The 14,464-nt window shown below is 43.8% G+C and carries 9 protein-coding genes; 4 read left to right on the forward strand and 5 right to left on the reverse strand.

The window, feature by feature from the left end; translation table 11 throughout:
• Positions 1-76: 76 nt before the first annotated feature.
• The 5 genes from BN161_RS04165 to BN161_RS04185 all read right to left on the reverse strand — a co-directional run bounded on the left by BN161_RS04165 (position 77) and on the right by BN161_RS04185 (position 4,947).
• A complete protein-coding gene (locus tag BN161_RS04165) occupies positions 77-1,651 on the reverse strand; it encodes a peptide chain release factor 3 (protein WP_044263361.1) in 1,575 nt (524 codons plus the stop codon).
• A gap of 23 nt (positions 1,652-1,674) precedes the next feature.
• The gene (gene rfbD, locus BN161_RS04170) at positions 1,675-2,532 is read right to left on the reverse strand and encodes a dTDP-4-dehydrorhamnose reductase (RefSeq protein WP_044263362.1); all 858 of its coding nucleotides are present in this window, start codon (positions 2,530-2,532) and stop codon (positions 1,675-1,677) included.
• A gap of 46 nt (positions 2,533-2,578) precedes the next feature.
• Entirely contained in the window at positions 2,579-3,121 is a 543-nt protein-coding gene (locus BN161_RS04175; protein ID WP_044263363.1) for a DUF4924 family protein, read from the reverse strand.
• Between the two features lie 17 nt (positions 3,122-3,138).
• On the reverse strand, positions 3,139-3,792 hold the full coding sequence (locus BN161_RS04180; protein ID WP_044263364.1) for a LysE family translocator: 654 nt from the start codon (positions 3,790-3,792) through the stop codon (positions 3,139-3,141).
• A 288-nt stretch (positions 3,793-4,080) separates the two neighbouring features.
• The gene (locus tag BN161_RS04185; protein ID WP_044263365.1) at positions 4,081-4,947 is read right to left on the reverse strand and encodes a DMT family transporter; all 867 of its coding nucleotides are present in this window, start codon (positions 4,945-4,947) and stop codon (positions 4,081-4,083) included.
• Positions 4,948-5,341: 394 nt separating this feature from the next.
• On the opposite strand from BN161_RS04185, the gene purL reads away from it, so the two are divergent.
• From purL to BN161_RS04205, 4 genes are all read left to right on the forward strand, one after another.
• Complete coding sequence (gene purL / locus BN161_RS04190; protein ID WP_044263366.1) at positions 5,342-9,046, forward strand: phosphoribosylformylglycinamidine synthase; 3,705 nt, start codon at positions 5,342-5,344, stop codon at positions 9,044-9,046.
• A gap of 187 nt (positions 9,047-9,233) precedes the next feature.
• Positions 9,234-13,244, forward strand: coding sequence for a hybrid sensor histidine kinase/response regulator transcription factor (locus BN161_RS04195; protein WP_044263367.1), 4,011 nt, complete (start codon positions 9,234-9,236; stop codon positions 13,242-13,244).
• A 47-nt stretch (positions 13,245-13,291) separates the two neighbouring features.
• Positions 13,292-13,840 (forward strand): chromate transporter, encoded by a 549-nt coding sequence (locus tag BN161_RS04200; RefSeq protein WP_044263368.1) that lies wholly within the window; start codon positions 13,292-13,294, stop codon positions 13,838-13,840.
• A gap of 48 nt (positions 13,841-13,888) precedes the next feature.
• The gene (locus tag BN161_RS04205) at positions 13,889-14,437 is read left to right on the forward strand and encodes a chromate transporter (protein WP_044263369.1); all 549 of its coding nucleotides are present in this window, start codon (positions 13,889-13,891) and stop codon (positions 14,435-14,437) included.
• The last annotated feature ends 27 nt before the right edge of the window (positions 14,438-14,464 follow it).

The raw sequence follows: 14,464 nt of genomic DNA on the forward strand, positions 1-14,464 counted from the left end.
CTTTCCATAATAAACAAAAAGGCACAAAATTTTTCGCTACTTTATGCCTCCCTATCTATTTAAAAAACAAGAAAAATCAGAATTCACTCGTAAAGTGGAACTTAATATTTTTAAAATCCATCTGCGCCATCTGCAACACATAACCGCTATCAGCCAGGAATACATCCCTACCCTCACGATCCTTTGCCATATACTGGTACTTACGCTTCTTGAAAGCTTCCAGCTCTTCCTGATTATCGCTCTCTATCCAGCAAGCCTTATACAAGCTCAACGGTTCCCAACGACACTTCGCACTGTATTCATTCTCCAAGCGATACTGGATAACCTCGAACTGCAACTGTCCTACCGTACCGATAATCTTACGCCCATTAAACTGATTGACAAACAACTGCGCCACACCCTCGTCCATCAACTGGTCGATACCCTTGGCAAGCTGTTTCTGCTTCATCGGGTCAGCATTCTCGATATACTTGAACATCTCCGGTGAGAAACTCGGTAAACCACGGAAATGAAGCATCTCCCCTTCCGTCAGCGTATCACCAATCTTAAAAGTACCGTTATCCGGCAAACCGATAATATCGCCTGCCCAAGCCTCGTCAACGGTTGTCTTGCGCTGTGCCATGAACTGCGTGGGCGAAGAAAAACGCATCGTCTTCCCATGACGTACATGCAGATAAGGAGTATTACGTGTGAATTTACCGGAACATATCTTGCAGAATGCAATGCAAGAACGGTGATTCGGGTCAATATTTGCCGTAATCTTAAACACAAAACCGGTAAACTTCGGTTCTTCCGGTTCCACTTCACGTTCTTCCGCCTGCACCGGACGAGGGCTTGGGGCTATTTCCACAAAGCAATCCAGCAACTCCTGTACACCGAAATTATTCAGAGCCGAACCAAAGAATACAGGCGCCACTTCTCCTTTCAGGTATTCTTCCTTATCAAATTCAGAATATACTCCATCTATCAACTCCAACTCACCACGTAATTTATCAGCCAGTTGCGCACCGATTTGCTTATCCAACTCTTCGGTATTGATATCTACCTCCACCTTTTCCGTCACCACTTGCTTGGAAGGTTGGAAAAGATTCAGATTGTTTTCATAGATATTATAGACACCCTTAAAGCGCACACCACTTTCGATAGGCCACGTCAACGGACGCACATGAATGGCAAGTTCTTCCTCTAGCTCATCCAACAAATCGAAAGGATCTTTGGCCTCACGGTCCATCTTATTGATGAATATAATGACCGGCGTATTACGCATACGGCACACTTCCATCAACTTACGCGTCTGTGTTTCCACACCTTTGGCACCATCCACAACGATGATAACGCTATCTACAGCGGTCAACGTGCGATATGTGTCTTCAGCAAAATCCTGGTGACCGGGAGTATCGAGGATATTAATCTTATACTCTTTATAATCGAACTCCATCACAGAGGTGGTTACAGAGATACCACGCTGCTTCTCTATATCCATCCAGTCCGATGTAGCGGTTTTCTTTATCTTATTGCTCTTTACAGCACCCGCCACTTGAATCTGTCCACCAAAAAGCAATAGCTTTTCAGTCAAAGATGTCTTACCGGCATCCGGATGCGCGATAATCGCAAAGGTTCTTCTCCTCTCAATTTCGTTATTATTGGCCATATATAAAATTTGGTATAATATTATTATTGGGCATTCAGCTTTTCAATACATACTTTCAGACTCTCTTCCCAATGAGGTACTTCAATGCCGAAAGTCTTTTTAATCTTCGTCTTATCCAATACGGAATAATGCGGACGCGGCGCCTTTGCCGGATACTCATCCGTATGTAAGGGACTCACCTTGCATGTCGTGATATCCGCAATGCGATGTATAGCCACCGTAAAGTCATACCATGAACATACCCCTTCATCGCTGAAATGATATATTCCCGGAACAATACCCTGATTAATGGCAGCATAGATAGCTTGTGCCAGATCATTTGCATACGTCGGTGTACCAATCTGATCAAAAACCACACCTAAAGACTCACGCTCACGTCCCAGACGAATCATCGTTTTCACAAAGTTGTTTCCATAAATAGAGTATAACCATGCTGTACGAATTACCATCGCTTTCTCACAATTCCGCATAACCTCCTTTTCTCCACCCAGCTTGGTAAAGCCGTAAACAGAATTAGGACAGGGGGCGCAATCTTCTTTATAAGGTATATGCGCTGTTCCATCAAAAACATAATCCGTAGAAACCTGTATCATAGCGGCACCATGGGTCTGCGCGGCACGTGCCAGTATTCCCGGAGCTTCCTGATTCAGTTTGCGGCACAAATCTTCATTATCTTCCGCTTTGTCAACTGCTGTGTAAGCAGCACAGTTCACTACAACCTCGATCCGATTCTCTGCAATGCAAGCCTGCACAGCTTGTTCGTCACAGATATCCAATTCCTGTACATCAGTAAAAAAATAAGTGTGTTGCGGATTCTCTTTTGCAAGAACTTGCATTTCGTTGCCAAGTTGTCCGTTGGCACCGGTTACTAATACTCTCATGTTCTATCTATTATTTACAATTTACTATCTTTGAAAGCTGCCTCTGTTACTCATCCAGTTTCAGTTCTCCCTTCTTGTCCTTTTCGCAATAATTGGCAAGCAAAGAAATGAAACTGCTGATGGCCTCTATTGCCTTTGCGGTTCCCTCCGTGATTTCTTTCTTCTGCAAACGCAGCAATAAAACACCATACAAAGCCTCAAAACAGGTTTCCAGTTCCGGTTCCTCCTGCTTCCCACTCTTCTGACGAAGTTCTACGATGAAGGGCAATGCTTTGAAATAAGCCGCACTATAATAAGGATACTTCGGTGACGCCAACAGTTCTACGTGCAATTCCGTCAAATTCACTATTACGTTACGATTAATTTGCAGATGTCCCTTTTCCTTCACTCCTTCCGCACGCATCATGTCTATCAGATTACCGTACCATTCTTCGAGTGCCGGATGTTCTTCTTCCGGATAACGGGAGATAATGTTTTCGCAGATCTTATCGATATCGCACTCATTGGCACGTATCAAATCTTCCACTTGCCACATATATATAAGGTATTCCGCGATATTCTTCGCTTTCAATTGTTGCGCTATCTTCATGATTCTATAGTTTCTTCTCAGTAAAGTGACTCACCCATCAACGTAAACACCAACCCAAACACAGACACAACAATGACAATGCCTCCAATGATACGATTCAATATCCAGATGCCGCGCAGGTTGAATTGCGTACGGACTTTATTAACAAAGAAAGTAATGCCGAACCACCATGCTAATGCTCCCAGCGCAATAGCCAGATATCCGGTAACCGCTTCGAACACCAAGACCCCCTCACTGACGAAGGCAAAGCGTGCAAAGAGTCCGATAAAGAGGAATATAATAAGTGGATTGGATAAGGTGACGGCAAAGGCGGTAATGAAGTTATGAAAATAAGAACCTTTGTTGGTTGAGACGGGACGGATGGACTGGACGGGATTACTGCGAAACGTATAAATGCCAAATGCTAACAACATGATGCTTCCGAACAATTGCAAATAAAAAATATTTTTATTTACGTAATCGAATACGAAACTCATTCCGTACCCTGTCAGCAAGGCGTAAGCAATGTCACTCAACGAGGCTCCCAGTCCTGTTATGAAACCATACCAACGCCCCTTATTCAACGTACGCTGAATACACAGCACGCCGACAGGCCCCAGCGGAGCAGACACAACTACCCCGATAATAAAGCCCTTCCATAATATATCGAATATGGTCCTTATTTCAATCATGGCTGCAAATATCGTACTTTTTTGTGAAAAGAGCCAATAGTGTTAACGTTTTTTCGACTGATTAGCATAAAACACCTAATACTTTACACTACTAAAGGTTCGGAGAAAACAGCTAACGAAGGAGAGAAATGAATAAAATCTTAAAATCATGCCATATCAGAATAAGCTCCAGAGAGTTATAAAGGCAAAGAATTACCGGCCTATTGGGAAAATATTTTTTCCCAGTTGGGAAAAAAACGGAGGTCCTGCAAAACTTGCAAACTTGCAAAACTTGCAGGCCCCCGCCAACTAATTCAAAACCCGCCTATAATGAATCATTTGCAATAACAAAGACAAGACTATTAGCAAAAGGCCGATATAAAAAGACACTCCCAACATCTTGTCTTCATGAAAAATAAGAATTGCCAGGACAATGCTATAAACCGGCTCCAAGTTGAAGCTAAGGCTCACCGTAAACGCACTTATTGACTTTTGAGCCTTATTCAAAAGGATGCACATGCACACAGTGCAGCCTAAGGCCAACAGAAAAAGGAATCCTGCATCTGCAAATGTAGGCGTAATAACAGCCGTCGACATATTATACAGATAAAGCGGAAGTAGCAGTCCTACTCCAGTAGCACCTCCAATCATCTGCAATGCCGTTGTCCTGACCACATCACCGGATGCATTCACCCGTTCGTTGAGCGTAGCATAGACAGCAAACAGCAACGAAGAGATGATTCCCAGAATAATCCCCGTACGGAACGAACTGTCAAAATGGAAAATCAACGATATACCAATCAACGTCAGCGAACTGAGCAATAGTTCCGCAAGGGATATGCGCCGACGATTAATCCAGGGCGAAACAATCGCCGTGAAAAAGCCGGATAGACAGAAGCATACCACACCAACCGACACGTTGGCATATTTAATGCTACCATAAAAGAATATCCAGTGCAAAGCCAGCAAAAGTCCTGTTGCCAACACACGCCAGTCTGTTCTATTGATTTTTGTATCGCACCCTTTTACTGCCATAATAACGATGAGGATAATTCCCGCCAGCAACATACGATACCAAGTGATAAGTACTGCATCCAAAGAAATAAGATTCCCGAATATGCTTGAGCAAGCAGCCAAGAGAATGGCCGCATGCAATTGAAAAAATGTCTTTTTCATTGTTGTGAAAATAAGTTTGATTTTTATACTAAAGTTATCTCCTCAAGAATAGAGCATAGAATCCCCTATATCTTTGCACATTCAGAATGCAAGATTCACCCAAAGACTCCTTACCCTTCCCGTTTCCGTAAAGGGTTGAGGTTATGGTACTATTTCCTGATTCAAATCCTTGTTAAACATCATTTTCACATTCTCTTTTTTAAATCGCCTGCAAATGTAGTAAAAAGAATATTCGGCTTGTTTTATTCTTCTAAGTTTTGTCGGTTAATTCAACGATTTCCCGTATCTTTGCACCCTAAAGAAAAGAGAAGCCGCGCTCCGACATAAAAATGAAACGTTTATTTCCGGAGTGCTCTAAGCAGAAATCATAAATCATAAATCATAAATATTCAGTATGATTCTTTTTTTCAGAACCCCATCCAAAAGCGTGATAGCCGTAGAATGCGACCACGCACTCCCCCAGGCAGACAGCGACAAACTCTGCTGGCTTTTTGGAGAAGCCACCCTCGAAAGTGAAGACAACCTGAAAGGACATTTCGTAGGTCCGCGCCGCGAAATGATTACCCCTTGGAGTACGAATGCCGTAGAAATTACCCAGAACATGGGGCTTAATGGTATTCTCCGCATCGAGGAGTATTTCCCAGTGAAAGATGAGAATGCTGACCGTGACCCCATGCTGCAACGCATGTACAAAGGTCTCAATCAGGAAGTGTTCACCACCAACCGTAAGCCGGAGCCGATTATCCACATCGAAGACCTGGAAGCTTACAATGAGAAAGAAGGTCTGGCACTCTCTAAAGAAGAGATGGACTACCTCAAGAAAGTAGAACAAGACCTTGGACGTAAACTGACCGACTCCGAAGTATTCGGTTTCGCCCAGATCAATTCCGAACACTGCCGCCACAAAATCTTCGGCGGGACATTCATCATCGACGGTGTAGAACAAGAGTCTTCCCTCTTCCAAATGATTAAGAAGACTACACAGGAAAATCCGAATAAAATCATTTCAGCTTATAAAGATAATGTAGCCTTTGCCGAAGGTCCGGTAATTGAACAGTTTGCTCCGGCAGACCATTCAAAACCCGACTATTTCCAGGTGAAAGATATTAAGAGTGTTATCTCACTGAAGGCTGAAACACACAACTTCCCGACTACCGTAGAACCGTTCAACGGTGCATCTACCGGTACAGGTGGAGAGATTCGTGACCGTATGGGCGGTGGTAAAGGTTCCTGGCCAATTGCTGGAACTGCCGTTTACATGACTTCATATCCCCGTACAGATGAAGATCGTCCCTGGGAAGAAATCCTTCCGGTACGTCAATGGCTGTATCAGACTCCCGAACAGATTCTGATCAAAGCATCCAATGGTGCCAGCGACTTCGGTAACAAGTTCGGCCAACCGCTGATCTGTGGTTCTGTACTGACTTTCGAACATAAGGAAAACGACGAAGTTTACGGTTACGACAAAGTAATCATGCTTGCCGGTGGTGTGGGTTACGGTACGAAACGTGACTGTCTGAAGGGTGCTCCCGAAGCCGGTAACAAAGTTGTCGTGATTGGTGGTGATAATTACCGTATCGGCTTGGGTGGCGGTTCCGTATCTTCAGTAGATACCGGACGCTACAGCAGCGGTATTGAGTTGAACGCCGTACAGCGCGCCAATGCAGAAATGCAGAAACGTGCCTACAACGTGGTACGTGCCCTCTGCGAAGAAGACAACAATCCGGTGGTATCCATCCACGACCATGGTTCAGCAGGACACGTGAACTGTCTCTCCGAATTGGTGGAAGAATGTGGTGGCATGATAGACATGAGTAAATTGCCCGTAGGTGACAAGACCTTGTCTGCCAAAGAAATTATCGCCAACGAAAGCCAGGAACGTATGGGATTGCTGATTGAAGAAGATGCTATCGAGCATGTACGTAAAGTGGCTGAACGCGAACGTGCCCCAATGTATGTGGTAGGTGAAACTACCGGTGACCATCGCTTCGCTTTCCAACAAGCTGACGGTGTACGTCCGTTCGATCTTGCCGTAGAGCAGATGTTCGGTTCGTCTCCCAAAACTTACATGGTAGACAAAACCGTAGAGCGTCACTACGAAATGCCTAAATACGAACAATCCAAGTTACACGAATATCTGACGAATGTATTGCAGTTGGAAGCTGTTGCCTGCAAAGACTGGTTGACCAATAAGGTAGACCGCTCGGTAACCGGCAAGATTGCCCGCCAGCAATGTCAGGGTGAATTGCAATTACCGCTGAGTGACTGTGGCGTGGTTGCTCTCGACTATCGTGGTGAGAAAGGTATCGCTACTTCACTGGGACATGCTCCGCAAGCTGCACTGGCAGATCCGGCTGCAGGTTCAGTACTTTCCGTCAGCGAAGCACTGACCAACCTGGTATGGGCTCCGATGGCTGAAGGAATGGACAGTATTTCACTCTCCGCCAACTGGATGTGGCCCTGCCGCTCACAGGAAGGTGAAGATGCACGTCTCTACACCGCCGTAAAAGCATTGAGCGACTTCTGCTGTGCACTGCAAATCAATGTGCCTACCGGAAAAGACTCTCTGTCCATGACTCAGAAGTATCCCGACGGTAGCAAAGTAATCTCTCCGGGAACCGTAATCGTTTCCGCAGGCGGTGAAGTTTCTGATGTGAAGAAAGTGGTTTCTCCCGTACTTGTCAACAACGAAAAGACAACGATTTATCATATCGACTTCAGTTTTGATACACTGAAACTGGGTGGTTCGGCCTTTGCGCAATCATTGGGCAAGATTGGCGACGAAGTACCCACTGTACAAGATGCCGAATATTTCCGCGATGCTTTCCTTGCCGTTCAGGAACTGGTGAACAAAGGACTGATTCTTGCCGGGCACGATATTTCAGCCGGCGGTCTGATTACTACCTTACTCGAAATGTGCTTCGCCAATGTAGAAGGTGGTATGGAAATCAATCTCGACAAGATGAAGGAACACGACCTCGTGAAACTCCTGTTTGCCGAGAACCCGGGTATTGTTATCCAGGTAAGCGACAAGCATAAGGAAGAAGTAAAACAAATATTGGAAGATGCCGGAGTAGGTTTTGTGAAGATTGGTAAGCCGACCGACGAACGCCACATCCTCGTATCTAAAGATGACGCTACTTATCAGTTCGGTATCGACTATATGCGTGATGTTTGGTATTCTACTTCTTACCTGCTCGACCGCAAGCAATCTATGAACGGTTGCGCCAAGAAACGTTTCGAAAACTACAAGATGCAGCCACTGGAATTCGCTTTCATGCCCGGCTTCAAAGGTAAATTCTCTCAATATGGTATCGACCCGAACCGCCGTACACCGACAGGCATCCGCGCAGCAATCATCCGCGAGAAGGGAACGAATGGCGAACGCGAAATGGCCTACTCACTATACCTGGCAGGATTCGATGTGAAAGACGTTACAATGACCGACCTTATCAGCGGACGCGAGACACTGGAAGACGTGAACCTGATTGTTTATTGTGGTGGTTTCTCCAACTCAGACGTACTGGGTTCTGCCAAAGGTTGGGCAGGAGCTTTCCTCTTCAATACGAAAGCTAAAGAAGCACTAGACAAGTATTATGCACGCGAAGATACGCTTTCACTGGGTGTTTGTAATGGGTGCCAGTTGATGATGGAATTGAACCTCATAAATCCCGAACATAAGAAAAACGGTAAAATGCTGCATAATGAATCTCATAAATTCGAATCGAGATTCCTGGGACTTACCATTCCTACCAACCGCAGCGTAATGTTCGGCTCTCTGAGTGGCAGCAAACTCGGTATATGGGTAGCTCACGGAGAAGGAAAATTCTCTTTGCCTTACGACGAAGATAAATATAATGTGGTAGCCAAATACAGCTATGACGAGTATCCTGCCAATCCGAATGGCTCCGACTACTCCATAGCAGCCATAGCAAGTGCCGACGGACGCCATCTGGCTATCATGCCTCACCTAGAGCGCTCTATCTTCCCGTGGCAGAACGGTTGTTATCCTGCCGACCGCCTGCACAGCGACCAGATCACTCCATGGATGGAAGCCTTCGTCAATGCACGTAAATGGGTAGAAGAAAAGGTTAAGTAGTTCTGACTACAATCTATAAGTGAAACACAGGCGCAGGTTATAATATACAACTTGCGCCTGTTGTCGTCTAAACAATGCGAGGAATCGAACATTATTCTTCTTGCTTTCGTGTTGCTTTTATCAAACAAAATGCATATTTTTGCGTTAATTTCACAAATACCCCCAATAACGAACGACCGTAACTGTTATGAGAAAATTTATCATTTTCTTTTTATTCACATACATTTCCTCCTTCTGCATCGCCCAAACTTATAAATATCTTGGCGTAGAAGATGGCTTGAGCAACCGTAGGGTATATGCCATTCAGAAAGGACCGAAAGGATATATGTGGTTTCTTACGCACAATGGCATTGACCGCTATGACGGAAAAAATTTCAAGCAATACCGGCTTATAGACAGCGAAATAGAAGTTAACTCCATGCTCAATCTGAGTTGGCTATATGTTAGTGTGGATGGAACACTGTGGGAAATAGGCAAAAAAGGAAGAGTATTCCGCTATGATGCCAAACATGATCGCTTTCAGCTTGTATATAAGCTACCTGATGAAGTGGTAAAAGGAAATCCGACTCCCGTAAGCTATGGATTTATTGACAGCAACAATATTGTATGGCTCTGTAACGAAGAAGCATTGTATCTCTACGATACGAATACTGAGAAAACTACCGTTATCAAAAACCATATCGGAGAAAGTATTACGGATATCGAGCAAATCGACCCTGAACATTATTTCATCGGTACAGACGTCGGTATACATCATGCCGAATTAAAAGACAACGTTCTCAACCTTTCTCCATGCAACTGGCTTGATAAACTGAAGATGCAAGTGAACGAGTTATATTTCCATAAAGCAAACCGCAAACTATTCATCGGTACGTTCCAGAAAGGCATTTATCTGTACGATATGAATATTCATCAAACTGTAGAGCTGAATGTCGGTTTGCAGGATGTCAGCATTACACGTATCAAAGCCTTCAATGACAAAGAAATATTGATAGCTACAGATGGTGCCGGTATATATAAAATGAATGTGGATACCTATGAGTGCATCCCCTACATCGTGGCGGATTACAATAGCTATAATGCCATGAACGGCAACAGTATTTACGACTTCTATGTAGATGATGAACGCATCTGGATAGCCAATTACCCTATCGGCATCACAGTACGCAACAATCAATATGCCAGTTATGAATGGATCAAACATTCTATTGGCAACAAGCAATCGCTTATCAATGACCAGGTGAATGCCATCATCGAAGACCATGAAGGTGATCTCTGGTTCGCTACCAACAATGGCATCAGCCTCTACTCCACTAAAACAAAGCAATGGCACTCATTTCTCAGCGTGTTTGATAATGGTAACGCAACCAAAAACCATGTTTTCATATCTTTGTGCGAGGTATCACCCGGCATCATCTGGGCAGGTGGATACACTTCGGGCATCTACCAAATCAATAAAAAACAGATGAAGGTGGAGTTCTTTACTCCTTCTACATTTGGCGATTGTGATATCCGTCCGGATAAGTACATACGCTCTATCATAAAAACTTCTGATGGCAGTATCTGGTCCGGTGGCTATTACAATTTAAAGCAAATAGACTTCAACCGTAAAAATATACGTGCTTATCCGGGACTTAGCGGAATTACGGATATTAAGGAGAAGGATGCGCAACACATGTGGATAGGTACTGCCACAGGACTGTATCTGCTGGACAAAGAAACCGGCAAGTATCAGTATATATCGATGCCGATAGAGTCTTTCTACATTAACGCGCTTTATCAGACACCAGACAGTTTGCTGTACATAGGGACCAGCAACTCCGGATTACTCATTTATAACCATCAGCGAAAGTCGTTTGAGCATTTCCACAAAGACAACTGCCCGCTGATTTCCAATAACATATATACCATTCTTCCGGACGGAAACAAAAGTGTCCTGCTGAGTACGGAAAACAGTCTGACAAGCTATTATCCGGCTGGAAAGATATTTCATAACTGGACTAAAGAACAGGGACTGAAGAGTGATCATTTTAATTCAACATCAGGCGTACTGCGAAAAAACGGAAACTTCATTCTTGGAAGTACGGACGGAGCAATAGAGTTCCACAAAGATATGATGATTCCACGCAATTATGAGTTCAAAATGATATTCAGCGATTTGCGCGTATTCTATCAAACCGTTTACCCCGGCGATGAGGGTTCACCGCTGGAAGTGGACATAGATGAAACTCAAGTGTTAAAGCTGAAATACAATCAGAACATATTCTCTCTACGGATATCTTCTATCAACTACGATTATCCGTCATTGGTTCTGTATTCTTGGAAACTGGAGGGTTTCTATGACGGATGGAGCCGTCCTGAGAAAGATTGCATGATCCGGTTCACAAATCTGAGTCCTGGAAAATATACATTACGGGTACGTGCCATCTCCAGTGAAGACCGACGAATCGTTCTTGAAGAGCGTGACATGGAAATCATGATAGAACAGCCCTTATGGCTCAGCATATGGGCATTAATACTTTATGCCGCCGTGGTAGCCGCGATTGCCATTATCACATTGCGTGTCATTATCCTGCGCAAACAGCGTAAGGCTTCGGATGAGAAAATACGTTTCTTCATCAATACAGCGCATGATATTCGTACTCCGTTGACACTGATCAAAGCGCCACTGGAAGAACTCAGTGAAAAGGAAAATCTGACGCCGAACGGACGAAGCAATATGAATACTGCCATACGAAATGTGAACGCCCTGTTGCGACTGACAACCAATCTTATTAACTTCGAACGTGCAGACACTTATTCCAGTGCCCTATATGTATCCGAATATGAGTTGAGCACCTACATGGAGGAAATGATCAATGCTTTCCGGGCTTATGCCGACGTAAAACGTATCAGCCTGACTTATGAAAGTAATTTCCGCTACATGAATACCTGGCTTGACAAGGATAAGATGGATTCGATTCTGAAAAATCTGATATCCAATGCCTTGAAATATACACCGGAAGGTGGAAGCGTACATATCTATACAGCAGAAACAGAAGACTATTGGAGTGTGGAAGTAAAGGATACGGGTATCGGCATTCCGTCCTCAGAACAGAAAAAGCTCTTTAAAATACACTTCCGGGGTAGTAATGCCATCAACTCGAAAGTGACGGGTAGTGGTATCGGACTGCTACTGGTATGGAAACTTGTTCACCTGCATAAAGGCAAAATCAACTTTACAAGCACGGAAGGAAAAGGCTCCTGTATTAAAGTCACATTCCCAAAAGGTGAAAAACCTTATCGAAAAGCTATTCACAGTCCGAAACCGGGAAGTGAGAAAGTAGCTTATGCTGAATCGGGAGTGCCTAAGAATGTTACGCCAAACATTGCTTATGATGCAACTAAACAGAAACAACAGCAAAACAATGATCTTCCGAAAATCCTGATTGTGGAGGATAATGATGAGTTGAGGGAATATCTCCGCAATACACTGTCGGACGACTATAACATACAAGTATGCAGCGATGGCAAACAAGCACTCGAAATAGTCAAGGAATATATGCCTAACATGATTATTTCGGATATTATGATGCCGGAAATGCGTGGAGACGAATTGTGTCATGTCTTAAAGAATGATATTGAAACCTCTCACATCCCCATCATTTTGCTCACAGCACTGAACAATGACCGCAACATCATTGAAGGATTGAAGACCGGAGCCGATGAGTATATTGTGAAACCTTTCAATATAGGTATTCTCCGTGCTACGATATCCAACATCCTGACGAATCGCTCTTTGCTGCGACATAAATATGCTAATCTGGAACTGAATGATGATGAAGATGCCACAACTTGTATCAATTGTTCCACCGACCTTGACTGGAAATTCATTTCTTCCGTCAAGAAGCATGTGGAAGAAAATATGGATAACGGCGCACTCAATGTGGAAATGCTCTGTTCATTATTGAATATGAGTCGTACCAGCTTCTATAATAAAATAAAAGCCCTGACCGACCAGGCTCCGGCGGACTATATCCGATTGATACGTCTGAAACGTGCCGCACAACTACTGAAAGAGCAGAAATACAGCATAACTGAAGTTGCAGAAATGACTGGTTTCAGCGATGCGAAATACTTCCGCGAAGTATTCAAGAAGCATTTCAGTGTCAGCCCGAGCCAATATGCGAAACAGAAAGAAGAAGAGGAAGAAGGGTAATAAAGTGGTAGAATAATACCATATTATCACATTATAACATTAAAACTATGAATATTTATTTAGAGGCATTCGGCCTTTTTTCTAAAATAGGAGTTTTCACTATCGGAGGTGGCTATGCCATGGTGCCACTCATGGAGGAAGAAATTGTGGAGAAACGAAAGTGGATCGCCAAAGACGATTTTATAGACTTACTTGCCATTTCCCAATCGACCCCCGGCATTCTTGCGGTTAACATTTCTATTTTCATAGGATATAAACTACGGGGAATTCGTGGTAGCCTGGTGACTACTTTAGGTACTATATTGCCATCATTCTTCATTATTCTTGCCATTGCTTTATTTTTCCATAACTTCAAAGACAATACAGTTGTAGAGCGCATTTTCAAGGGCATCCGCCCGGCAGTAGTCGCACTGATTGCCGCTCCTACATTCAGTATGGCGAAATCAGCAAAAATCAACCGTTACAATGTCTGGATACCCATTGTATCTGCACTGATCATCTGGTTGTTGGACTTCTCTCCTATCTGGGTAATCATCATCGCCGGTGTAGGTGGATACCTGTACGGACGGTTACACCATCCCAAAGTTGAAAGTTGAAAGTTAGCTACGCATTATAAATTATAAATCATAAAACATAAATCTCCCATGCTTTATCTCCAGTTATTCTATACATTCTTCAAAATAGGTCTTTTCGGCTTTGGCGGCGGATATGCCATGCTTTCAATGATACAAGGTGAAGTAGTTACACGTTACGAGTGGCTGACGCCGCAAGAGTTTACAGATATTGTAGCTATCAGTCAGATGACTCCCGGACCTATCGGAATCAATTCGGCAACGTATGTAGGCTTCACGGCTACCGGAAGTGTGTGGGGTTCTGTCATCACTACCTTTGCAGTAGTGCTTCCTTCATTCATCCTGATGTTGGCTATCAGCAAGTTTTTCCTGAAATACCAGAAACACCCGGCTGTTGAAGCAGTATTCAGCGGATTACGTCCGGCAGTGGTAGGTCTTCTGGCATCGGCGGCCTTAATATTGATGAATACTGAGAATTTTAGTTCACCTAAAGAAGACATATACTCGTTTATCGTCAGTTGCATCATCTTCCTGGTGGCTTTTGTGGGTACCCGGAAATATAAAGTCAATCCGATAGTGATGATTATAGTCTGCGGAATAGCAGGTTTCATATTGTATTAACAAAAAAAGTGAAGCTTATAGCGAGGG

Source organism: Bacteroides timonensis, from assembly GCF_000513195.1.
In the GTDB taxonomy this organism is placed as follows: domain Bacteria; phylum Bacteroidota; class Bacteroidia; order Bacteroidales; family Bacteroidaceae; genus Bacteroides; species Bacteroides timonensis.

Excerpts from the sequence above, each read along its gene's own strand:
- BN161_RS04165 (WP_044263361.1), bottom strand. The coding sequence starts at position 1,651 with ATGGCCAATAATAACGAAATTGAGAGGAGAAGAACCTTTGCGATTATC.
- rfbD (WP_044263362.1), bottom strand. The coding sequence starts at position 2,532 with ATGAGAGTATTAGTAACCGGTGCCAACGGACAACTTGGCAACGAAATG.
- BN161_RS04175 (WP_044263363.1), bottom strand. The coding sequence starts at position 3,121 with ATGAAGATAGCGCAACAATTGAAAGCGAAGAATATCGCGGAATACCTT.
- BN161_RS04180 (WP_044263364.1), bottom strand. The coding sequence starts at position 3,792 with ATGATTGAAATAAGGACCATATTCGATATATTATGGAAGGGCTTTATT.
- BN161_RS04185 (WP_044263365.1), bottom strand. The coding sequence starts at position 4,947 with ATGAAAAAGACATTTTTTCAATTGCATGCGGCCATTCTCTTGGCTGCT.
- purL (WP_044263366.1), top strand. The coding sequence starts at position 5,342 with ATGATTCTTTTTTTCAGAACCCCATCCAAAAGCGTGATAGCCGTAGAA.
- BN161_RS04195 (WP_044263367.1), top strand. The coding sequence starts at position 9,234 with ATGAGAAAATTTATCATTTTCTTTTTATTCACATACATTTCCTCCTTC.
- BN161_RS04200 (WP_044263368.1), top strand. The coding sequence starts at position 13,292 with ATGAATATTTATTTAGAGGCATTCGGCCTTTTTTCTAAAATAGGAGTT.
- BN161_RS04205 (WP_044263369.1), top strand. The coding sequence starts at position 13,889 with ATGCTTTATCTCCAGTTATTCTATACATTCTTCAAAATAGGTCTTTTC.